This is a genomic window from Marinobacterium iners DSM 11526 (assembly GCF_900107855.1).
GTDB classification, from domain to species: Bacteria; Pseudomonadota; Gammaproteobacteria; order Pseudomonadales; family Balneatricaceae; genus Marinobacterium; species Marinobacterium iners.
The window spans coordinates 72,462-96,079 of the sequence record NZ_FNRJ01000004.1; the positions used below are offsets into that span (position 1 = coordinate 72,462).

Genomic DNA, 23,618 nt, shown 5'->3' on the forward strand with positions numbered 1-23,618 from the left:
GATAAAAATATGAACAAGCAGAACTCAAGCCCAGTCCGCTTTCGTCGTAAACCCCTGATTACTGCGCTGGAACCGCGCATCCTCCTTGATGGTGCGGCGGTTGCAACGACGGCTGAAATGACAACGGATGTGGCGTTTCAGGATGAGGCAGTACACAGTGAGTCGGCCGAGCAGAGTGTCCATTTTGCAGCTCCTGCACCCACGTCGAGTGACAGTGGCAATCGTCGCGAAGTGGCATTTGTTGATAAAGGGGTAGAAGACTATCAGGCGTTGGTTGAAGGGCTTGGTGAAGATGTCGAAGTCTTTTTGCTTGATGCTGACCAAAACGGTCTGGAGCAAATGCTTGCCACCCTGCAGGGGGAGAGAGGTATTGATGCAATTCACCTGTACAGCCATGGTGATGTCGGTACCTTGCAGCTGGGCACGGTTACGCTTGATGAAAGCAATCTGAGTGACAACGCGCAACTGCTTGCTGAGCTTGGGCAAAGTCTTTCAGAAGATGGTGACCTGATGCTGTACGGCTGCTCGGTCGGTGCAGACAGCGAAGGCCAGGCATTTATTGATCAAATTGCTGAGCTGACTGACGCTGATGTGGCGGCTTCAACTGACCTGACGGGGGCACAGGAGCAGGGTGGTGATTGGGAGCTGGAAGCCAGTGCTGGTGCAATCGAGACTACAAGCCAGGCCGTTGACGGTTACAGCCATATATTGACCATTGCAGGCTGGTCCGACCAAACCTATACCGAACAGCAAGGTGAAATAGCCTTGGGGAGTGGCGTCACACTCAGCAATGGCGACAACTATGGTACAGGCTATGTTCGGTTTGAAGTGACCGGTGGCAAGCAAGTTGAGGATATTCTGCGTCTGAACAGCTCGAATAGCCCGACGGTTAAAGACCAGGTGTCGGTGCAGGGCAGCACTGTCTATATCGGCCAGGGAGCCGGTAATGCCTTGCTTAAAATTGGCACAATAGACAACTACCTTAACGGACAGGGTGGTCGGGCACTGCAGATCAATTTTGACAACGCGACCATCCCTGGTACAAACCCGGTAACAAATGGTGATTTTTCCAGGGTATTCAGCGAAGGCTGGAATGCCTATACCGGGCATGTAGACTTGGGTGCTACCAAGTTTACGTTCAGTAACGGCAAAACCTGGACCATTCCTGAGCCTGGCTCACAATATTATCCGTCCCAGACACCGGGTCGAGACGATAATGATCGTCATCCATCAAGTACCACTTACGGCACATATGACAGCCCTGTCGTACAGATAGACGGGGGCAGGCTGAGGCTTGAAGAGTCACGCATGACCACGACAGGTTACGGTGTGGTACATGGGCCTGCAGCTTTCAGTGATGTTTTTGCAGCCGAAAAAGGCATGGTACTGCAGTTTGATTGGCAGGCTAACAATATCAACGATGACTATCATGTTGTTGCCTATTTGATGAATGCCGATACCGGTGTAGCACAGCTGGTATTTGCAGACTATGGCACACGTGGATCAGGTACCGAGTTTGTATCGGTACCGACTGACGGCAATTACAGCTTTGTGTTTGTATCCGGTACATTTGACCGCACGGGTGGAACGTTGGCGGGTGCGTCGATGTACATCGACAATATTCGCGTCGAGGAAGCGGCTGTTACTGACCAGGTACTGTCGAACCTGGCGCTTCAGGTGATGTACCAAAACACCTCAGATAACCCAACAACCTCCAAGACCGTTACGCTTTCAACACGCAACATTAATGGCGTGACTGAAAGTGACACCATGGCGTTGACCGTAACGCCGGTAAACGACCCGTCTTCACTGGCAGGTGATGCACAGTTGCCGACCATTCTGGAAGATCAGGCCATCAACGACGGGCGCACGGTATCCCAGCTGTTCGGCTCGTTGTTCTCGGATGTTGATAACGGTGACACCCTTGGTGGCGTGTTTATCACTTCCAATCCGCTCGCGGGTGACGCCACCGATGGTGTGTGGGAGTACCAGGTAGCGGGAAGCTCTACTTGGCATGATATTGGTACTGTGAGTGAGAGCGACGCGCTCTTGCTGGCAGCCGATACGCGTATTCGCTTCAACCCTGCTGCTGATTACAACGGAACTCCGGATGCTCTGAGCCTGAAAGGCGTTGACCAGACAAGGGCAGGGCAAGGTGCCGGCACAACCGATGGTAGCCGTGTGACATACGATACCACTCAGGCGACCCCTGAAGGTGGTCTGAGTTCGCAGACACGTACACTGTCCATATCGGTTACGTCGGTGAACGATATTCCTGTTTTCGACAGTGCGGAAAACAGCACCAGCCTGACAGAAACCAGTGATGTTGATGCTGTCATTGGAGATTTGACAGTTCAACCAGGTGATGTGCTGACAGGCCAGTTGCAGGTTAGTGATATCGAAACCGATGCAGCTTTGCTGGCGCTGGTGATTCGAGGTGGTACTGAAACCTCCACAGGCTCAGGTATTTGGGAACTATCAGGTCGCTACGGCACCTTGGTACTGGATACCACCGATAACAATACCTGGACCTATACGCCGGACAAGTGGGATGCAATCAACGCCTTGCGCGAAGGCCAGGTTGTCACTGATACGTTCCAGTTCAAGGTCAGTGATGGCGATGGTGGGGTTGCGCTGCAGGACTTCACCATCACTCTTAACGGCGTGAATGATACGCCCCTGCTTGTGAATGCATTGCCCGGGCAAAGCTTCACCGGTGATGGAACCTGGACCTGGCAGGTGCCGGCCAACACCTTTACAGACGCCGAAGGTACAGGGCTGACGTACAGCGCATGGGTAACTGAAGTTGATGGCGTGACGGTAACACCTTATGAGGTCACAGGTGTTAACACGGCTGACGGCAGTGCAACTGACTGGCTCACTTTTGATGCGGTCTCACGGACGCTGAGCGGCGATCCTAGTGCCACATGGGCAGACAAGGATCTGACCATTGAGATTCGTGCCAATGACGGTGCAGCTCAAGCGACAAGCGCCTTTACGCTGGCGTTGACTGACACGGCCAATAACCAGGCCCCTGTTGTTGTCAATGAGATGAACTGGGCATCGATTGATGCGCAGGCAGCGCCGTGGACGCTGCAGGTTCCGGTTGATACGTTTGCAGATACCGATAGCCCTGATGGGTTAAGTTATTCAGCCTTTATCATCGATCCGGTAACAGGTGTTGCAACCGCTATTGATGTCAGTCAAGCGCCAGATCTTGTATTTGATGCCAATAACGGCCAGTTGTCAGGAGATGGTTCGATTCAGGATCGGATTATCAGGATTGTAGCCACAGACGATAAGCAGCCAGGTTACTCCCAGGCCAGTGCGTCTACTGAATTCCAGCTGACAGTTTACAACTCGGTTGATAGCACACCGGCAGTTACTGCAACTCCAAACGCCTCAGGTGTGACAGGCTTGCTGATTGATGGCGCCGGTGAGGGTAGCTATACATTGCCAGCCAATGCTTTTGATATTGAAGCGCCGGCAAATAGCACCGTTACCTATGCAGCTGAACCGAATGGTGGCGGAAGCCTGCCAAGCTGGCTGATTTTTGACACTGCAACCGGAACCTTTTCGGGCAACCCGCCAGACGGCACAACTGATCTTGATATCGTTGTAACGGCAACGGTTGATGATGGAGGTTCTCCCGTAACATCCAACCCCTTGTCCTTGACGCTGCAAGTTGCCAACCCGAATGACCCCATTGTTCTGGCAACGGCACCGCTGGATGACCAGACGATAACCGCTGGTACTCAGCTTGGCCTGACGTTTGCGGCCCCCTTCAGTGACCCTGACGGTGTGTTAACCGGTTATGAGACCAATTCAGGCGTGCCTCGCGTGGATGGTATTGACTACACAGCGGTGATTGTGGACGAGAACGGTGTTGAAACACCGGCTTCGGATTTTGGTCTGACACTGGCTCAGGACGGTACGGGCAACCTGACTTTGAACGGTAACCCGCCGGGTGGTTATGCCTATCTCAATATTGTGATCAAAGGCACGGAAGTTGATGGTGGCAGCACTAAAGCAACATCCTTCACGCTTTACCTGAATGATGCTTCTGCCAGTGATGACCAGGATGTAGCCGCTTACAGCGCCAACGATGCCGGTGTGGTCACTGTTACGGGTACGGCCACCCAAGGACACACGCTCACAGCCTCCACGACTGATGATAATGGTTTGACAGGCACACCGAGTTACCAGTGGCAGGTTTCATCGGATAACGGAGTTACCTGGAAAGATATCGCACGTCCGGAATCGCAGGCCGCGACACTGCAGCTGACACAAGCCGAAGCGGGCAAGCAGGTACGCGTGCAGTCGTTCTACACCGATGACAGTGGCGTTTTTGAAAGCCCGGTGTCAGATGCGATTGCTGTCGCTGATGTTGATGATGCGGGTGTCATATCCGTTTCCGGTCCTCAGACCGTTGGCGGCATTCTGTCTTCTACACTCACTGACGCGGACGGCCTCACTGATGCAGATCCGCAGTACCAGTGGCAGGTATCAACCGATGGTGGCTCAACCTGGAGCAACATTTCAGGAGCAACCTACAGCACCTACCAGGTGACCGCCAACGAAGGCGGGCATCAAGTTAGGGTGCAGGCATCCTACACGGATGATATGGGTAACAATGAAACGGCAACGTCTGAAGGCAAAGCGATTCAGTTGGGTGCTGTTGCTCCGGTTGCGGTCAACGACACAAGCGAGATTACCGAAGCCGGTGGCGTTGACAACGCAACGCCTTCCACAGCGCCGGTATCCGGCAATGTGCTGACCAATGACTCGGATCAGAACAGTGGCGATACACTGACGATTGCAACGCTGAGAACAGGTGACCTGGAAGGGTTTGGCGTTGAAGCAACTCATTCGGGCAACTTCACGCTCAGCGGCTCCTACGGTCAAATCGTGATGGATGAGAGCGGCAATTACACCTACACCCTTGATGAGACCAATGCGGCAGTGCAGGCTTTGGCAGCAGGCGATACGCTGACTGAGCACTTCAACTACTCAGTCAAGGACTCAACCGATCTGTTTGATCAGGCTGTGCTGTCGATCACGATTCGCGGGTCCAATGATGCACCGGTAGTGGACACGCCCACAGCAGATGAAACGGATGAAGCAGCGGATGGTTCTGCACAGGATATTCTGGTAACCGGCAGTCTCCGTTTCGATGATGTCGATACCGATGACCTGATTGATGTCCTGTCTATCGAAAATGACGATATGGTCTGGAGTGATGGCGCTTTGCCTTCAGGGCTGATCAGTGCTCTTTGGACCGGGTTGAGCTTGTCAGGAACCGATCTGAGTGCGCCCGGAAGTGTGGACTGGACGTTCAGCGTGTCGGATGTGGATCTGGACTTCCTGTCAGTAAATGAAACGATCACGTTCAGTTATGACGTCACCGTGACGGATGCGTCGGACGCGACTGATACGACTACATTGACCTTTGTCATTAATGGCACAAATGATGCCCCGACCATTCAGGTCACTCAGGCGTCTGACTTCACCGAAGACGGAGATGCTTCGGCTCAATCGTTGACGCAGAGCGGAACCGTAACATTTGATGATGCGGACACGAATGACCGGATTGAAATCAGCTCAAACGTTAAAGATGATGTGGTCTGGAGCCATGGCACGCTGTCATCATCGCTGGCTACCCAGCTGAAAGATGGTTTGTCGGTTACGGGTACGGGTCTTAACGCCCCGGGCAATGTCGGTTGGAACTATGATGTTTCCGCTGTAAGCCTGGATTTCCTGGCAGAAGGTGAAACGATCACGTTCAGCTACGATATCGTTGCGACAGACCTGACCGGTACCGCGACTTCTCAAACATTGCTGTTCACGATCCGCGGGACTAACGACCTGCCTGAGATTCAGGTTACGAAAGCCTCTGACTTTGTTGAAAGCGGAGATGCCAGTGCGCAGAGCCTCTCCCAATCCGGCAGCGTATTCTTCAATGATGTTGATACCAACGACCGGCTCAGAATCGACAGCAGCAGCAATCGTGATATGTCCTGGAGCGGAGGTACGCTTGACGCAGGGCTTTCCGATCGCCTTTGGAGCGGTTTGGCGGTCAAGGGAACGGGTCTGGCAGGACAGGGCTCGGTTGCTTGGAACTATAACGTATCGGCGGCTGATCTTGACTTCCTGGCGGCTGGAGAAACCATCCGGTTCAGTTACAGGATCACTGTTACTGACTCATCGGGTGGAGCCTCATCCGACACCCTGACCTTTACCATCCACGGAACAAACGATGCGCCTGTCGTAAACGTGTCGTCTGCAGCTGACTTCATTGAAGCGACAGATGCCGAGAACCAGTTGTTGGCGCAAACGGGCACTGTGACCTTTAGTGACGCAGACAAAAACAACGTGCTCATCAACGTTAACTATGATGCGAACAATGATATTGTCTGGGTACGCAATGATGGGTCGGAAGTTGCAGAGCTGCCTGCAGGTTTGGCTGCTCAGCTGACAAGCGCCTTCAGCACCGGCGTTAAGGGTGCGGCCAATAATGGTCAGATTGCCTGGGAGTTTGACGCCGGTACACTTGATCTGGACTTCCTTAATGAGGGCGATCGAATCACGTTCAGTTACACGGTCACTGCGACAGACGAGCGGGGGGCCAGCCACTCTGATCAACTGACGTTTACGATTGTAGGAACCAACGATACACCTGAAGTAACCTTTGTTGAGCTGACGCGCGAAGAAACAACGGTTCAGATGGGTGAAGAGTATCAGCTCGATATCAGCGTACTCTTCGATGACAAGGACAGCACACTCAGTCGAGAGCGGACCAGCCTTGAGATCCAGGGCTTACCTGATGGTCTTGTGTACGACAGCGTGACGGGCATCATCAGCGGTGCAGCGCAGCAGTCTGGTATCTTTAACATCATACTGACTGCTACTGACGCAGAAGGTGCTTTTGTTCAGCGGACGTTCGAGTTGACCGTAACGGCTGTCATTACGGACGACGGTAACACCAATGACAAGGGTGATAGCTCTGAGCCACCTGCACCAGAAAACGATACACAGTCCATCGATACAGGCTTCACTCCCATGCCGACAGGTCTTGTCAGCAATGGAGGAAGTTCTGATCCGACGGGTGACAGCGGGTTCATGAAGGGCAACACCGAGGGCTTTGTGGCAGGTGGTGCTGGCACCGGCGAGGCAGAAGGTACCGCGGGAGACAATGGTACACCACAACAGGAACAGCCATCGGGAGACACCGGCGAAGAAAGGATTGTACTGTCTGAAGCAGGGGCTTTGGTCACTGAAACCCGCACGGCCGATGGCAGAATCAACCTGAAAGCCTCGGTTGATGTTGTTGTAACCGATTCGGGTGAAGTGATCTTCAGTGATGCACAGAAAGAAGCATTCGGTGTTGTGTCGCTGGCGGTGGCAAGTATCAGTCAAACGGCTGATGCCGAGATCGTTATTGATATCGAAGATACAAGCCCCAACGCCTCAAGTCAGGTGTACAGTGGCACGTTGGGTGATGGTACGCGCTTGCCTGACTGGATCAGCCTTGACCCTGCCACAGGTACAGTCACCATCAACAATGCACCCGCGGGTCAGAAAGAAGTGATTATCCGCGTGCAGGCGATCGGTGCGGATGGTCAGGTTCGCGTGCTTGAGCTCAAACTGGATCTGGAAGAGCTGCTGAAAAAACTGAAAGAAACGCAGCCGGATGCAGAAGCAGAGGTCAGCTTTGTTCCCTTGTCGGAGCAGCTGGAAGCCGAGCTGGTGGCCCGTGATCAGTATGGAGCAAGGCTTATGGCGTTATTACAGTCTGTCTAAGGAGACTTCGTGAGCGATACTGTTGCGGCCCTGCTTGGGTTGGAGCAACAACTGCGCAAGGCATCAGACCTTGCGCAGTTGTTTTATACGCTGGTCAACCAAACGCATGCCTGTGTGCCATACACACAGGCAATTTTGCTTGTTGATGAAAAACTCCAGCGGCCTAGAGTGGAGGCGGTGTCTGACCTTCCTGCCGTTGATTACACATCGCCCTTTATCAGCTGGATTGAGCGCTTGAATAAAGCGCTTCTTTCGCATGAACAGGGTGTCGTGCAAAGAACGGTTCGCCGGTCAGATGTAGACGCAGATCTTGCCAATGAATGGAAAGAGTTTGGCGCTCCTGATTATCTGCTTTGGCAACCCCTGCTGATAGAAGCAAAAGACAGTGAAGCAATCGGTGTTTTGCTGCTGTTTCGTGAGCAGGACTGGTCAGAAATGGAAAAAGGCATTTGCCAACATATCGGCAACAGTGCTGGACATGCCATATTTGCACTCAAGCGTCACCAGCCTCTGCGGCGCCTGTGGCCTCGCCTAAAGCAGCGTAAGGTTGTTATGGGAGTTGCAGTCGCGTTGGCTGTCTTGATGGCCATTCCCGTACGTTTGAGCACCCTGGCCCCTGTTCAGGTCATTCCATCCAGGCCGCATGTGGTTGCGGCTCCGCTTGATGGTGTGATTGAGTACATACAAGTACAGCCCAATCAGGAAATTCAGCAGGGCGATGTATTGGCTCAGCTGGAAGAGGGAGAGTTAAGCAGCGAGGCATCCATTGCTCGGCAATCATTTCTGTTGGCCCAGGCTGAGTTGAAAACGGTTCAGCAAAGCGGCTTTATGGACCCGCGTCAGAAAGCACGCCTGGCAGAGCTGGAGGCACAGGTAAAGTTGCAGGCTCTGCAATGGGAGCATGCTCGCGATCGGCTGGAAAAAACGCATATTCGTTCTGAAATTGCGGGTGTTGCCGTACTTGATGACCCTATGGAATGGCGGGGCAGGCCAGTCAAGGTTGGCGAACGCATCATGTTGGTTGCTGACCCGGAGCAAATTGAACTGGAGATCATGCTGCCGGTAAAGGACTCAATCGTATTGTCGCCGGGAGCTGATATAAAAGTGTTTCTCGATAATGATCCGATACATGCGTGGTCTGCCGTCTTGCGTCATGCAGCATATGAGCCCCGCTCGACCGCAACTCAGGAAGTTGCCTATCGTTTGATTGCAGACTTAACCGGCGATAATCAAATGTTGCCCCGTATTGGCCTGAAAGGAACAGCAAAAATTTACGGCGAGCGCGTAAGCCTTTTCTTCTATTTATTCCGGCGGCCGCTTACAAGCCTCAGGCAGTGGATAGGATGGTAGAAGCGCGATTACCTGTATTAAGGCAAAACCTTAAGCTTATGCCCGGTGCACATGATGAAGATGGTGCACCCAGGTGGCTGTTGCATGATCGGGTGCGCAACCGCTATTTTAGCCTTGTAAGGCCTGCTCTGGAGTTGATACGCCATTGGCAGCCAGGCGTTACGCCGACAGAAATGGCAGCATCGCTGAATGAACAGGGGCTTCACTATGACCCCGAGGAAATTCGTGCATTTGCAGATTTCCTGATTGCCAACAACCTTGTCCTGGCACGATCAGAGTCGGCATCGGCTTATTTCCATCGCCAGAAAATTCAAAACAGAAAAAGCATCTGGAACTGGATGCTGCATAACTACCTTTTCATACGCATACCACTGGTACGGCCAGATCCCTTTTTGTCTAAAATCATGCCGCATATCCAATGGCTGCTTTCGGGGACCATGGAAAAGTGTGTCATGTTGGCAGGTGTTATAGGACTTTTCCTCATAATCCGACAGTGGGATACCTTTGCAGGTACTTTTCTGCACTTTTTCAGCTTTGAGGGGATGCTCCTGTATGCAATTACCCTGGTGATGGTTAAAAGTGCACATGAATTAGGGCATGCGCTTGTATCGCGTCGTCTGGGGTGTCGGGTTGCATCGATGGGTGTGGCTTTTCTGGTCATGTTTCCGGTACTTTATACCGATACAACCGATGCGTGGAAGTTGCGATCCCGCAGAGATCGGCTCAGGATTGTTACGGCGGGGGTAAGAACAGAGCTTTATCTTGCCATGCTTGCCAGCTGCTTATGGGGTGTATTGCCTGATGGTGCCCTGCGTAGCGCTGCTTTTTTTGTCGCGACAACCAGTTGGGTTACATCGTTACTGGTCAACATCAGCCCGTTCTTACGCTTCGATGGCTACTATGCCTTCTCGGACCTGATTGGAGTTGAAAATCTTCAGCAGCGCTCTTTTGCGTTGGGGCGATGGAAACTGCGCCAGTGGTTGTGGGGGATAAATGATCCACTGCCAGAGCCCCTTACTCTTTCCAAAACACGTACTCTAATTGTATATGCGTGGTTTACATGGATATATCGATTTTTTCTCTTTCTGGGTATAGCACTGCTGGTGTATCACTTCTTTTTTAAGGTGCTCGGCATTCTGTTATTTGTTGTGGAGATTATATGGTTTATCGTTATGCCCATTGTTAAAGAGCTTAAAGTTTGGCGAGATCGCTGGAAAAACTTCAGCTTCACGCCAGTAAGAATTGTGTTATGGAGTATCCCTGTCATGGCACTGGCAGCAGGGCTTCTACCCGTAACTTCAGAGGTGGCTGTGCCCGCTGTTATAAAATCAGACAAAATCCATTATGTGTTTGCACCAGAGTCCGCGCAGGTAAAGACACTTAATACAGCACCTGGACATGATACGAACCAGGGGAGTGTGCTACTTCAACTGTATGCCCCTGAGTTGGAAAACAGCATACAGCTGGTACAGGAAGAACTTCAATTGGCAGAGCTACGGCTATCCAGATTGGCAAGCTCCGTTGAGGATAAGGCCGAGCAACATATCAACCGCGAACGCCTAAGACAGCTGCAGGCTCAAATGCAGCGTTTACAGGCACGGCAGTTGCGGCTGGCGGTAATGGCTCCAATCCAGGGGCGTATATCGGATATGGATACACTTCAACCTGGGCAATGGGTTGGGGAAGGTCAATATTTGATGACAATTGTGGCGTCATCCGAACTTAGGGTAGAAGGTCTTTTGAGCGAGCGCGAGCTTGATCTGGTAACCGAGAATACCACCGGAATCTTTGTAAGCAGTACAGGTCAACGCAGAGCGCTGCCGGTTGTGATTGAGAAAATAGACCTCAGCGCAGTATCAGCACTGCCTTTCCCCGAACTTGGCTCTTTATCAGGTGGGCCGATTGCAGTACGCCAGGCCGAAGAAAGGTTGATACCTGAAGAATCTCACTATCGCGTTAGCCTGAGACTGACAGAGCAAGAGCCGTCTTATACAGTTAACGTTCGTGAACCTGGAGTGTTGATATTAGAAGGAAGCCCCAGAAGCTGGTTGTGGAGTAATGTAGAGCGACTGGCTGCAATCGCCATTCGAGAGTCTGGTTTCTAATGCGAGCCAGACAGTTGATTCAAAAAAGCTGTGTGCTGCTTTTTATCCTGTTTTATTGGGGATTCGCTGTTGCCGATATCCAACAAATCGTCACGTTGGGCCATGAAAAAATTGTTTTTGACCAAGGGCAAATCAGCGTTTACAAAGATCCCTCAGAGTCACTTACCCTTGAAGGTGCCATTGCTTTAAACGCCCAGGGAAAATTTCTGCCAACACGTGACGCCATTAGTGAGGGGTATATCCGTTCCGCTGTATGGGGGTACACAAAAATATCAAGGCCTGAAGAAGCATCCAGCGTATGGGGAATATCCATCACCCCCTCATATCTGGACCAGGTTGATATTTTTGTTTTGCATAAGGGCGAGCTAATTGAACACCTGGCCGCGGGTGATCAGGTCACTGATCCGGAACATGACTTGCATAATCGACATCATATCGTCGAAATGGATTTCCCTGTTGGTAGTTTCGATCTGTATTTTCGGCTTAAAACTACCAGTACATCTTTGATGCTTTTGAAGATGATCCCTGAGGCTGAAATAATTGAATTTATAGATTTAAACGTGATACTTGAAGGTGCCTTAATTGGCGTTCTATTCACGATGTTGATTATTAACCTGATAAACAGTATTTGGCTCAAAAGCTCTCTTTTTCTTAGTTTTTTTCTATATGAAATTGGAATTATTGTAACCATTCTTTTGTCAGTGGGGCTCGGTGATATAATTTTTCCCAGCCTGGACAGTACTGAGCATAACACGGTTTTCAAAATTGGGATAATGGTTACTGCCATTGTGGCATTTTTGTTCTTTTATAGACTGATTGATTTTTACTTCAAGGGCAGGGCTTTAGTGGATCTGCTCTTCCTGTTTGGAATACTCCATTGCTGTTATGGTATCTATATGACTTTGACGGGAAGGTTTGTTGAGGTTATGAGCTATTTGAATTGGTTTGTTGCTCTTTTTCCTGTGGCTGTGTCTGCCATAGTATTACCAAACTGGAATGAATTTGATACAGAGAAGAAATATAGATTTTCTGGTTTTATTGTATTTGGTTTTTTCACATTCGTGAACTCCATGTATGTGAATGGTGTTATAGGCGCTAGTGGCTTGAAATCCTTTATCCCACCAGTAATGATATTTTCTTTTCAGCTAACGTTGCACTTTGTCATAATGTGCTCAATCCGAAAGTCGGAATCGGTTGTTGAAGAGGCACGAAGAGCGGCTTACTTGGCCGCGCGTGATGCATCCGCAGAACGTCTGCAGAGAGAGCGTGATCAAACCTTTCTGGCCATGCTCTCCCATGAGATCAGAACTCCGCTGGCTGTTATTGATTCGGCTACACAAGCTTTAATCCGGAAAAATGATCGTACAGAAAAAGACGACTATAATGGTATACGCTATACTCATATTCGAAATTCAGTTAAAAGAGCGAATGAGCTGTTGGGTATGAGCCTCATCAAAGTACGATCAGGTAAAAATACTGGCACAGAATATGACATAATTGAACTAACCTGGAGTGTTATAAAAAGCTTTGATGACCACGATAAAAAAAGAATAAAGTTTTGGTATCCATCCTCTAAGATGATAGGTTCATATCGAGTTTCAGAGGGTGCCATGCATATTGTAATGCGGAATCTAATAGATAACGCATTAAAGTACAGCCCACTTGATTCGCCTGTTGATATAATTGTTCGCGAAGGAAAACACGGACTATATTGGAGCGTTCAGGACTACGGACCTGGTTTGAATGAACATGTCCAGAAGCATATGTATGAGCAGTTCTTTCGTGCAGACGAACGCGCGTCTGTTCCAGGACTTGGACTTGGTTTATACGTGACAAGACAGATAATGGAAGAGCACGGTGCTGATCTGGTGGTTGATTCTGGAAGTAATGGCACTATTTTTACCTGTTGCTTATGATTATGCTGACAAGGGAGTCAATATGAAAGAATATCAAATTGCTATTCTTGAAGATAATGATGCTCTTAGGGATGAATTGCATAATCTTTTGGTTGATGAAGGTTATAAGGCTGATTCATTTCGTACTGCAGCAGGTTTTAAAAAATCCCATGCTGATAAAAAATACGACACATTGATTCTTGATTTGGGTCTTCCTGATATGGATGGCATGGAGTTGGCTCAAGAAATCAGTCGTCAAGATGAAATTGGCATTATTATGCTGACGGCGCGTAGTGAATTAAAAGATCGTATTGATGGCCTATCTATCGGTGCTGATGCATATATTACAAAGCCTTTTGAATTTGATGAGCTGTTGGCCCAGCTGGGTGCTTTGCTTCGTCGTATAGGGATACGAAAGGCAGCGCTAAAAGTATGGAGACTTCATGTCATAGGGCAAAAGCTGTACTCCCCCCATCATACAGCTGTACTTGAACTGACGGCTTCTGAAACAGTGTTACTGGTAGAGCTGGCCACATCTCAGCCGTCTCATGTGTCACGTGCACATCTGATTCGTGCACTCGGAGAAGATTTCATGCTTTATGATGAGCGTCGGCTGGAAAAAATCATCAGCCGTTTGCGCACAAAATTATTGGACAGTTTTAATGCTAGCCCAATCAAGGCAATTCGTGGCAAGGGGTATATTTTCAAGGAAAAAATAGAATTACACCATTCGGCAGATCAAATACGTTGAGGTTGGCTTTATAAGCGCTATACTCTCTGTGTTCTTTATGGATTAAGCTGGAATGGCCCAAAACGCAACCGTATTCAAAGCTCATCTGCAGATTGCAGACATGGATCGGCACCATTATGCCGATTACAGCCATACTCTGGCACGACACCCCTCTGAAACCGACCTGCGCATGATGGTGCGGTTGTTGGCATTCATGCTGCGCGCCGATGAACGACTGGAGTTCACCCGTGGCCTGTGTGTCGATGACGAACCGGATTTGTGGCGGAAAAGCTACTCTGATGAGATCGAACTGTGGATCGATACCGGTTTGCCCAGTGAAAAGCGTATCCGCAAGGCGTGTAACCGATCCAAGCAGGTTTTACTGCTGGTGTATGGAACTGACCAGGCGGTAAACCCCTGGTGGTCGGGGTTGCAGGGTCAGATTGGCCGTTTTGATAACCTCGAAGTGCTGCGTATTCCACCAGAGCAGAGTGATGCACTCGCCGCGCTGGCTGAGCGCGGCATGCATCTGAACTGCACCATTCAGGATGGACAGGTTTGGATCAGTGGTGACCACGGTGAAGTTACTATTGAACCCAAAGTGTGGCTACCAGCACTTTGATCAATCGATAAGCTTCAGGTGTACAGCTATCTTTAGGATCTTACACTGGCCCGAATGTCCCCAGCGGTAATGACAGCTTTTGCCAGCGCCCCAGCATTTCCAGTAACAGGAATGCCCGCTTTTCGCCATCATATTCCAGAAATACAGCGTTCAGGTGGCTGAGAGGGCCGTCTTCAATTCGAACAGGCTGTTGTGGCCGCAGCTCGCTCCGAGCCTGAACCTGTGTACGCAGATTTTCGACCACGTCATCAGGTACTACTGCGGGCTTGTCACCGAAAGTCAGAATCTGCGCGACTCCTCGTGTGGAGCGAATGGGGCGCCAGTTGCTGGTCAGTTCTGACAGCTCAATGAAAAGGTACCCGGGAAACAGAGGTTCAACACAGGTGACTTTCTTGCCCGCGCGTATGTGATCAACTGTTATGCTCGGACAAAATACTTCAAAGCCCTGGTTTTGGAGCTCCTGAACCGCTCGCTTGGTCTGTCCGGGCTTTGACCGGACCACGTACCACCGATAATCAGCGTTCATGTGCAGCCTCGACAGTACAGATTTTATATAAGAATTTATGCATATAATCAGCGTTAAACAAATGATTGAAAGCGGTTGTTTTTTGTTCGTTTTTTAAACATGTTATGTGTATTGTACTGCATAGAGTGGCCATGGATGGATGAACCGTCTGGTCGTTGAGTTCAGAATTGCACGGGAAAACTGATCATGAAAAAGAAACTCCTTGTACTGGGCGCGTTTATCTTTGCAACTCAAGCAGTTGCAGTCGAGGTCATTTCACAGGATACCGTTGTACAAGGCAGTCAATGTGTAGGCTTTGACTGCACGAGTACGCCTGAGTTTGGGTATTCGACGATTCAGCTGAAAGAGAACAACCTTCGAATCACGTTCGATGACACGAGCTCTTCGGCCAGCTTCCCCAAGGTCGATTGGCAACTGACAGCAAATGATACGACTAATGGTGGCCGCAATCGCTTTTCAATAGAAGATCTGACCAATTCAAGTGAAATCTTTACGATGATGGGGGGCGCGCCCAGCTATAGTCTCTTTGTTGGCCAAAGCGGTGATGTTGGGATTGGCACAGACCAACCAGATGCTGCTTTGCATGTTGTACGATCCAACTCCCCTGTACTCAGGCTTGAGCAGTCAGGAACAGGTGGCTTTCCGGCGGCGGTGTGGGATGTGTCTGCCAATGAATCAGGGCTTCAGATTGCCTTGGATGGCCAGAGTCTCCTGACAGTGGATTCAACCGGTAACGTACGGCTGGCCGGGTCACTTACAGCGGGTACTCCAGCGTCCACTTTCCCTGATTATGTGTTCAACCCACAATACCGTTTAATGCCCCTGGAAGAATTGCAGGATTTCGTCGCTTCAAATCGTCACTTGCCAGACATCCCTTCGGCGGATGAGGTAGGAGAGAGCGGCCTGAACATGACGGAATTTCAGGTCAAACTCCTGAAAAAAGTCGAAGAGCTGACTCTTTATACACTTCAGCAGCAGGAAGAAATCAAGGCGTTGCAACAAGCCCTCATGCAGCAGTAATGACTCTGACCTGACTTTCATGAGGTGAGCTATGAAAACATTATTTTCGGGTGTAGCCGCGGCGATATTGCTGCTGATCGCGCCTTCATCTTGGGCCGCACTGTCCTTTAGTCAGACGTTTGGTGTCAGTCAGCTTGATGTGGGCAACAATACCAGTTTGACGTTCACAATTCAGAACACGTCACCAACAGAGGCTTCCTGGGATATTGCCTTTGATTCCAGCTTGCCGGCAGGCCTGCGTGTTTCTGATGCACAGGGATTGGATAATACCTGTGGTGGCAGCTTTGTGGTGGACGATGTACTTGGGAGTATTTCGCTTTCCGGTGGCCGAGTTGCAGCAAGCGAAAGCTGCCTGGTGAAGCTGAACGTTACATCTGACACCGCAGGGTTGTATACGTCCACCAGTGGTGTGTTGCGTGACCAAAACAGTGGTGACTACGGTAACAGCGGCGACACGCTGACGGTTGTTGAAAACCGAATGAGTTTCTCACTGGGCGTGAGTTCTTCCACAGCTGAGCTGGGCGACACGATCTCGATGACCTATCACATCCAGGGTCCTGGCGGCGTCTACACCAGCATCCAATTCTCACATCAATTTCCGGATGGCATAAAACCACGTCACGGCACTGCTCCCGTCCGCTCAGGCGTATGTGGTGGCGCTAGCATCGATCTGTCGGAAGATGCATTTACCCTGTCTGGTATGTTTGTGACCGATACAAGTGTCTGCGAAGTCACAATCGAAATGGATGTGGTGGGTGTTGGTGAAATTGAGTTGCAAACATCCAATATCAGTTATTCTTCTGGGTCTACCGGCTTCGCGACCAATGTCGTGTCTGTTCAGCCGCGCGTGTTGAATCTGCAAAAGACCGTACTTGCTGATTCGGTATTGCCCGGCCAGCCGTTTGACGTGACATACCGTTTGAGCAATAACAGTCGCAGCGACACGTTGACTAACATTGCCTTTTCCGATGATCTGGATGCAACAATATCTGGCCTGGCTGTTGTCGGCATGCCTGCCAGTCAGGCGTGCGGTACTGGCTCAATACTGGGTTGGGACGCGGGAAGTGGGCTTGCTGCCCTAAGCGGTGGTTCTCTCGCGCCGGAAGAAAGCTGTGAATTTACCCTTACGTTGCAAGCGCCCCCGGCGGTATCCGAAGGTGAGTATAGCAATGCCGTGCAAGCGTCTGCTGACAGCAGCAGTGGCGTTGTGCTCAGTCAGGAAAACGCTACCCCCATTCCTGTCATTCCTCAACCGCTGTTGGATATCTCGCTGAGTGAAAGTGTGTTTTCCGATCAAGTGGATGTCACCTACACCCTCACCAACACCAGCAGTGAACACGCACTGAACAGCATCAGTTTTCAGGATGCTTATACCTTTGGTATTGCATCAGCCACGGTAAAGTCTGGCAGCAACACCTGTTCGCCGGGTTCTCCGTTTATTGCAAATGTGCCTGCAGCGGGTGACGTTCTTGGCTTTACGACATCAACCCCTCTTGCCGCTGGTCAGAGTTGTGAATTCACGTTCACCATTACGTTTTCTCCTGGCTCCAAGGGTGTGTTTGAAGGTGCTCTTGTTGAAGAAGCTTTTGGTGAAATCAATGGGGTCAAGCGTTTGGTGAAGGTGCAGCGTGAGAGCGGCCGTGTTGTAAATCAAGCGCCCATCATTCAAATGACACCTTCGCGCACAACAGTTACCCCGGGCGAGCCCTTTGACATCAATATCAGTGTGCTCAATGGCGATGGATACCCGGAAGACTTGGATGGGTACACTGATTTCAGTGATATCGAGTTCACCTTTAATGGTGGCGGTTTTATTGATCCTGTCAGTCTGACTCAGACCTGCCCGGGCCTTTCTCAGGTCGGGAATACCTTTAGTTTGCCTTCGTTGGGGGCTGGTGAGGGTTGTACTTTCACGCAACAGGCGTCAGCTGTTTCTGCAGCCAGCGGCAGGAATGTGATGTTCGGCCTGACAAATATTTCGGCTCAGGTTGAGGGGATATCAGTCAGTGGTGCGGATGTTGATACAACTATCCGTGTAAGTGGCCTTATGATCGACACGGTGGTGGAACCGCGCGCGGTGGAGGTGGGGCAGCCCGCCAGAGTCACGCTTAATTTGCAGAACGTGAGTGCATCCGAGGCTGTCACTAATCTTTCCTACCAGGTTTCTACTCGCAATAGTACGCCCTATGCGTTTGCTGTTTCTGTCAATGCTGTAGATGTATGTGGTTCGGGCTCTCAGCTGAACACCTTCCCCGTGAGTACAAACACGACCCTACAGCTAACGAATATAAGCCTGGCGCCGGGAGAGCAATGTCAAATTCCGGTTGATATCATGATCAAGCCATCAGCAGCGCCGGGCCTGTATACGATCCTGCAGAAGAACCTTAGTTACGTTGAGTCGAGTAATTCGCTGGTGGCCTTGAACACGGGAGCCATACTTGAGGTGCTGGAGGTTGGAGGTATCAGTGATATTTCCGAGCAGCGTAACCTAGATGAGCCAAACCCGGATAACGACCCGTTCGATACCACCACCGAGCAACTGGCGGGTGACCTCAACGGGGACGGTACCGCTGATGCAGTGCAAAGCTTTATTGCCAGCACGATCAGCCCGCTTACCGGCAGACCGGTAGGGCTTGAAGTTGATCCGCAGTGCACAATCAACAGCTTTGAAATGGTGACTGCCGCGAGTATCGGAACGGTGCAGCCCGGTGTGTCGTTCCCTGAGGGGATGGCAAGCTTCAGTATCAGCTGTGCTCAGTCAACTGTGAGATTGTACCTGCCAGGTGCTGATTTCTCGGGTAATCAGGCGATTCGCAAGTATGGCCCGCAGGCACCAGACTTTGCCGGTGGCAGCAGTTGGTATGAACTGCCAACCAGTCGAATCGATACGGCAGCGCACATGATAGAGTTTGTACTGACGGATAACGCCCTGGGTGATTCCAACCCGGCGGTCGGGGTGATTTCAGACCCGATCGGGCTGGCCGACTTGCCACCGACACCGAGCAGTCAGCGTGCTATACCAGTTGCCGGGGTTGGTTGGCTTGCTCTGTTGGCAGTGCAACTACTGCTGGTGGGAGGCTACATGCGAAGGAAAAGGCGTATACAACGATAATAAACGTGTACGTCGTGTAATTCTTAAAAGCCGGTATCGCAGTCATGCGACCGGCTTTTTCGTTTCTGCCTCAAACGGCCGTATGCCGCTTTGGATTGCAATGCCACAAGTGGGCAGTATGATGGCAACCCTGTACATGTGTGCATAATGTATATGAATAATTTCACTGAAACTGGCCAAGGGTGTTGAGGATTGCCCGAGCGAACCTTTGGGCGGTAGCGTGTCTGAAACGGCAAAAGGACCTGCCAACATGAAGCTTGAACATCACGGCGCCCGCAACGGCGTTACCGGATCATGCCACCAGTTACATATAGATGACGCTGTAAGCCTGCTGATCGACTGCGGTCTGTTTCAGGGGGACGAAACAGACAGTGACAACAGCGAACACAACGCTATCCACTTTGATATCAGCAGTGTCAGAGCGCTTGTTGCAACCCATGTGCACATCGACCATGTAGGACGCATCCCTTGGCTGCTCGCCGCCGGTTTTGATGGGCCGATTATCTGCTCGCAGCCCTCGGCCAAACTGCTGCCACTGGTGCTGGAAGACGCCTTCAAGTTGGGTATCAGCCGCGACAGGAGACGGGTCGAGCGTTATCTGAAGCAGATTGAGTCACGCATCGTTGCCCAGCCGTACAAACAGTGGTTCACGCTAACTGATACGCCGGAACACAAGGTACAGATCAGGCTGCAGCGCGCCGGGCATATTCTGGGCTCTGCCTACGTTGAGGTGGATGTCAGTCAGCCAGGTATAAAGCGAAGTGTCCGTGTTGTTTTTTCCGGCGACCTGGGGGCCAGCCACACGCCTCTGTTGCCTGCACCCAAGCCGCCGTACCGTGCCGATATTCTGGTGCTGGAAAGCACGTATGGCGACCGTAACCATGAAAGCCGAGCCACGCGCAAACACCGGCTCAAGGCTGCGATCGACCGGGCACTGCACAACAACGGTACCGTCCTGATTCCGGCTTTCAGTATTGGGCGTACTCAGGAATTGTTGTACGAGCTGGAAGAGTTGCTTAATGATGAGCTGCCGGTCATTCTCGATTCGCCACTGGCATCAAAATTCACTGCAGCCTATCGTGAGTTAAAACCTTTTTGGGATGATGAAGCTCACGCCCGGCTGAAACAGGGCCGCAAGCCACTGGCCTTTGATACACTGCTGACCGTAGACAGCCACCACGAACACCTGAAAATGGTCCACCACCTGTCTCGTTCCGGTCGCCCGGCCATCGTTATCGCCGGCAGCGGAATGTGCAACGCTGGCCGTATCGTCAATTATCTCAAGGCGATGTTGGGCGATGAGCGGCACGATGTATTGTTTGTGGGCTACCAGGCAGAAGGCACACCGGGGCGTGCGATACAGCAATACGGCCCGCATGGCGGCTGGGTGGAACTCGACAACGAGCGCTACAGCATCCGCGCCCGTGTCGAAACCATCGGCGGCTACTCTGCCCACGCTGACCAACAGGGGCTTATCAATTTCGTCAAGGGCATCAAGCACAAACCGCAAGAGATTCGGCTGGTGCATGGGGACAAGGGTGCGAAGCAGGCGTTGAAGGAAGCGTTGGTACTGGCAGGCATGAATAATGCGGAATATATATTATGACTGAAAAGCTCATCATCTGTGCCGATGGCATCAGGTAGTCGCCGGAATCCGGTACGTCACCCATATCCAGCGTATTGCTTGTGGCATAGCACCCGAAGATACCGGCGGCGCACTGGGCATGCCTGCACCGTTTTGAGCATACTGGCGCGAGTGAATAACGATTGGGAGCGGTGGTGGAGTGACAGTGCTTCAACACTAACCTCGATTTCACCCTAACGCTTAAACCCCTATACTGTATTTGCAAATATTCTGAACAGGTGAAAGCAGTGATCTCAGTGACTGATAACAAAAAGGACAGGGAGGCAGAACTGTTCCAGGTTCCGTCAGCCGGTACCTTGTCAGGCTGGGTGAAACAGGTTGCGCAAGAGCCGCAGGCTAGACATATCATCGAGTCAAAGCCATTTCAGCGTCTTAAAAATATTTCGTTTCTTGGTGCGCTTGACCACGTTGCCAGTACACACAGGTTGGCTAAAACCCCACGCACACGTGCTCATCATTCACTCTATGTTGCTGCGCTTGCAAGGTTTGTGGCCCACCACCGTGGTTACAGCGATGAGCTTGGCCGGCACCTTGTTGCAGCGGGGCTATTGCACGACATTGGTCACCCTCCGCTGTCTCACAGTGTAGAACCCTACCTCAAGCAGAAGTTCGGATATGGTCACCATGAAATGGGCGAAATGGTCCTAAGAGGGAAGTATCACAGCAGCCGAAAGTTAAGCCAACTTTTGGGGCAATCGCTGGATATCAACTTCATAAATGAATTGATATCGGGTAAAGCCAAAGAGGAAGATGGCGGTGACCTGTTCAGTAGCCCGATTAACATTGACACTATCGAAGGTATCATTCGCAGCTATCGCTATCTAACTGAAGCACCGAGTGTGCTGGACCCCTTGAAAGTGGCTTATGCGTCTTTCGTGGATAGCAACGAAGCTCGGTTTAAAACCCTGGATGCATTTTGGCGACTCAAGGGATTCATCTATAACAACGTGATTACTCGAGACATAGGCTTGATAGCTGATCAGTACAGCCAAGTCTACTTCGCTGATGTCGGTACTCCGTTGGACGAAATGGAACTGTTTGAAAATGAGCGGCACTGGCAGCATAAGCATCAGCAGTTCTTTAGCCAACTATCGTCGATCAGGTCTGTAGTTGACACACCAGACGCACTGCAAAACCAGAAGCTACAATACAAGCAGCGCAGCTACACGATTGAGCAGGAACGGATGAGTTTGCAGCGCTACAAAAGCGATAAGGTAACCGTGCAAGTGTCAATCACTACAAAGCGATATATGCACCAAAAACAGCTTTCAGTCTTCCAGGATAACCAAGGATGAAATACACGATCATGGATGATTTCCCACAGATTACAGCCGCTAAAAAGTATACTGGTTCCCAGCTACAAGTACTAAGACAAGAGATTGCCCAATGCCTAAGCGGTAGTGAATACAGTGACGCGATTACAGTTGTTACGACCGGTTCATATGGGAGAGGTGAAGCAACAGCAGAGTCAGATCTTGACTGCTTCATATTGTTTGATCGTGACCTGCCGGCAGAAGACGTCATCAGCAAAGAGCTGGAAGCGATCTCGGATGTAATGACACGACATATCGAAAAATCGGCAGGCGATACAGGAACGTTTGGCCCTGATGCACGTATTCGTTTTAGCGATATGCTTGTAAACATTGGTGGTCAACATGACACTAACGAGTCACTGACTCGACGGTTACTGTTTTTGCTGGAAGGTACATGGCTGTTTAATGAGCAAAGCTTTACTGAATACCGACAACAGTTACTTGAAAAACACATCAAGAGTGGCTCGCCGGATGAGCAAGTCCCGCGTTTCCTGCTCAATGACATAATTCGCTATTACCGCACCATCGCAACCGACTTTGAATTCAAAACCAGTGAAAGTAAAAAATCATGGGGCTTACGTAATATCAAACTCCGCTTTTCCAGAAAACTACTGTACTTCAGCGGTATCATCGTTGCGGCAGAACTGAAGGGGCTTGAGCGAGAGGATAAGATTCAGCGCGCGCTCGAGCTGTTTGACCAGACTGGTTTGCAAAGGCTGCAGGGTCTGGGCGAAGAGCTCAATGCAACCAATGAAATACTCAAAACCTACGAATCGTTCATGGCACACCTCTCACAGCCTGTAGTACGTGCTGCGCTTGATAAGGTTCAAAAAGAGCAGCGCATGCAATGCCCAGAGTACAAGGCATTGCGCACAGTCAGTCATGAGTTTTCTTGTGCATTGCATGAATGGCTGAAAGAAAAGTACGGAGTAGGACACCCGATTCACCACGCACTGGTATTTTGATGGCACTGTACTTCATTCGCCATGCCCAAACACTTGGGAATGCGGCCAATGTGTGGGTTGGGCGTAAAGACGAGAGCATCACAGCTGCGGGTATCGTGGCATTGAACAACACAGCAGAAAAACTTTCTGCAATAGAATTCAATCACATCTACACCAGCCCTTTGCAACGTGCGAGTGAAACGGCAGCAGCTATCGCCCAAACGCAACGACTAAAGCTTGAACCCAAGGTACGCATTGGCTTGCAGGAACGAGACTTTGGCGTGTTCGAGGGTAAAGCCAAAACATCCGAACACCGTAACAGCCTCGATCAAGATGCAAGTGTTGAGCTACATACGTCTATGTGTGAGCGCCTGTACCCTGTGATGAAGGAAGTAGCTGCTCTGCAAGGGAATACTTTGCTGGTATCACACTCTGCAGTGTTTAAATGCCTTGTTGAGCATATGGGATACGTCGCCAAGCCGGAAAAGATATCGCTCAATAATCTTGAATACGTTCAGTTAATTGGGCAAGTCGCACGATGAACCTATCATATAGT

Annotated in this window: 13 protein-coding genes; 12 read left to right on the top strand and 1 reads right to left on the bottom strand. The window is 50.7% G+C overall.

The features are described from left to right. The first annotated feature begins 9 nt into the window (after window positions 1-9). From BLV48_RS06325 to BLV48_RS06350, 6 genes are read left to right on the top strand one after another with little or no spacing between them, the layout of a single operon-like run. Window positions 10-7,800 carry a DUF4347 domain-containing protein gene (locus BLV48_RS06325; RefSeq protein ID WP_091824754.1) on the top strand — a complete coding sequence of 2,597 codons (7,791 nt, stop codon included), beginning with the start codon at window positions 10-12 and terminating at the stop codon, window positions 7,798-7,800. 9 nt (window positions 7,801-7,809) lie between these two features. Then, window positions 7,810-9,150 carry an efflux RND transporter periplasmic adaptor subunit gene (locus tag BLV48_RS06330; protein ID WP_091824757.1) on the top strand — a complete coding sequence of 447 codons (1,341 nt, stop codon included), beginning with the start codon at window positions 7,810-7,812 and terminating at the stop codon, window positions 9,148-9,150. After that, window positions 9,144-11,255 carry a site-2 protease family protein gene (locus BLV48_RS06335; RefSeq protein WP_217632962.1) on the top strand — a complete coding sequence of 704 codons (2,112 nt, stop codon included), beginning with the start codon at window positions 9,144-9,146 and terminating at the stop codon, window positions 11,253-11,255. Before BLV48_RS06330 ends, BLV48_RS06335 begins: the two co-directional genes overlap by 7 nt. Next, window positions 11,255-13,171 (top strand): sensor histidine kinase, encoded by a 1,917-nt coding sequence (locus tag BLV48_RS06340; RefSeq protein WP_091824760.1) that lies wholly within the window; start codon window positions 11,255-11,257, stop codon window positions 13,169-13,171. The genes BLV48_RS06335 and BLV48_RS06340 overlap by 1 nt, the downstream gene beginning before the upstream one ends. Further along, a complete protein-coding gene (locus BLV48_RS06345) occupies window positions 13,113-13,901 on the top strand; it encodes a response regulator transcription factor (RefSeq protein ID WP_091824763.1) in 789 nt (262 codons plus the stop codon). Before BLV48_RS06340 ends, BLV48_RS06345 begins: the two co-directional genes overlap by 59 nt. Window positions 13,902-13,953: 52 nt before the next feature. Then, window positions 13,954-14,502 carry a YaeQ family protein gene (locus BLV48_RS06350; protein ID WP_091824766.1) on the top strand — a complete coding sequence of 183 codons (549 nt, stop codon included), beginning with the start codon at window positions 13,954-13,956 and terminating at the stop codon, window positions 14,500-14,502. A gap of 40 nt (window positions 14,503-14,542) precedes the next feature. On the opposite strand, the gene rfaH is transcribed toward BLV48_RS06350, so the two are convergent. After that, window positions 14,543-15,028, bottom strand: coding sequence for a transcription/translation regulatory transformer protein RfaH (gene rfaH, locus BLV48_RS06355; RefSeq protein ID WP_091824768.1), 486 nt, complete (start codon window positions 15,026-15,028; stop codon window positions 14,543-14,545). Window positions 15,029-15,214: 186 nt separating this feature from the next. On the opposite strand from rfaH, the gene BLV48_RS06360 reads away from it, so the two are divergent. The 6 genes from BLV48_RS06360 (at window position 15,215) to BLV48_RS06385 (ending at window position 23,604) form a co-directional block, all read left to right on the top strand. After that, window positions 15,215-16,048, top strand: a complete 834-nt coding sequence (locus BLV48_RS06360) for a hypothetical protein (protein ID WP_091824771.1) — start codon at window positions 15,215-15,217, stop codon at window positions 16,046-16,048. 31 nt (window positions 16,049-16,079) lie between these two features. Then, window positions 16,080-19,160, top strand: a complete 3,081-nt coding sequence (locus BLV48_RS06365; protein ID WP_091824773.1) for a DUF7933 domain-containing protein — start codon at window positions 16,080-16,082, stop codon at window positions 19,158-19,160. 250 nt (window positions 19,161-19,410) lie between these two features. Beyond that, window positions 19,411-20,766: an MBL fold metallo-hydrolase RNA specificity domain-containing protein gene (locus BLV48_RS06370; RefSeq protein WP_091824776.1), complete on the top strand. Its 1,356-nt coding sequence runs from the start codon at window positions 19,411-19,413 to the stop codon at window positions 20,764-20,766. Window positions 20,767-21,041: 275 nt separating this feature from the next. Beyond that, window positions 21,042-22,100 carry an HD domain-containing protein gene (locus tag BLV48_RS06375; protein WP_175527602.1) on the top strand — a complete coding sequence of 353 codons (1,059 nt, stop codon included), beginning with the start codon at window positions 21,042-21,044 and terminating at the stop codon, window positions 22,098-22,100. Then, window positions 22,097-23,083 (top strand): nucleotidyltransferase domain-containing protein, encoded by a 987-nt coding sequence (locus BLV48_RS06380; RefSeq protein ID WP_091824782.1) that lies wholly within the window; start codon window positions 22,097-22,099, stop codon window positions 23,081-23,083. The genes BLV48_RS06375 and BLV48_RS06380 overlap by 4 nt, the downstream gene beginning before the upstream one ends. Beyond that, entirely contained in the window at window positions 23,083-23,604 is a 522-nt protein-coding gene (locus BLV48_RS06385) for a histidine phosphatase family protein (RefSeq protein ID WP_175527603.1), read from the top strand. Before BLV48_RS06380 ends, BLV48_RS06385 begins: the two co-directional genes overlap by 1 nt. The last annotated feature ends 14 nt before the right edge of the window (window positions 23,605-23,618 follow it).

Bases quoted from the DNA above. Each gene is read 5' to 3' on its own strand.
- BLV48_RS06325 (WP_091824754.1), top strand. From the start codon at position 10: ATGAACAAGCAGAACTCAAGCCCAGTCCGCTTTCGTCGTAAACCCCTG.
- BLV48_RS06335 (WP_217632962.1), top strand. From the start codon at position 9,144: ATGGTAGAAGCGCGATTACCTGTATTAAGGCAAAACCTTAAGCTTATG.
- BLV48_RS06340 (WP_091824760.1), top strand. From the start codon at position 11,255: ATGCGAGCCAGACAGTTGATTCAAAAAAGCTGTGTGCTGCTTTTTATC.
- BLV48_RS06350 (WP_091824766.1), top strand. From the start codon at position 13,954: ATGGCCCAAAACGCAACCGTATTCAAAGCTCATCTGCAGATTGCAGAC.
- rfaH (WP_091824768.1), bottom strand. From the start codon at position 15,028: ATGAACGCTGATTATCGGTGGTACGTGGTCCGGTCAAAGCCCGGACAG.
- BLV48_RS06360 (WP_091824771.1), top strand. From the start codon at position 15,215: ATGAAAAAGAAACTCCTTGTACTGGGCGCGTTTATCTTTGCAACTCAA.
- BLV48_RS06365 (WP_091824773.1), top strand. From the start codon at position 16,080: ATGAAAACATTATTTTCGGGTGTAGCCGCGGCGATATTGCTGCTGATC.
- BLV48_RS06370 (WP_091824776.1), top strand. From the start codon at position 19,411: ATGAAGCTTGAACATCACGGCGCCCGCAACGGCGTTACCGGATCATGC.
- BLV48_RS06380 (WP_091824782.1), top strand. From the start codon at position 22,097: ATGAAATACACGATCATGGATGATTTCCCACAGATTACAGCCGCTAAA.
- BLV48_RS06385 (WP_175527603.1), top strand. From the start codon at position 23,083: ATGGCACTGTACTTCATTCGCCATGCCCAAACACTTGGGAATGCGGCC.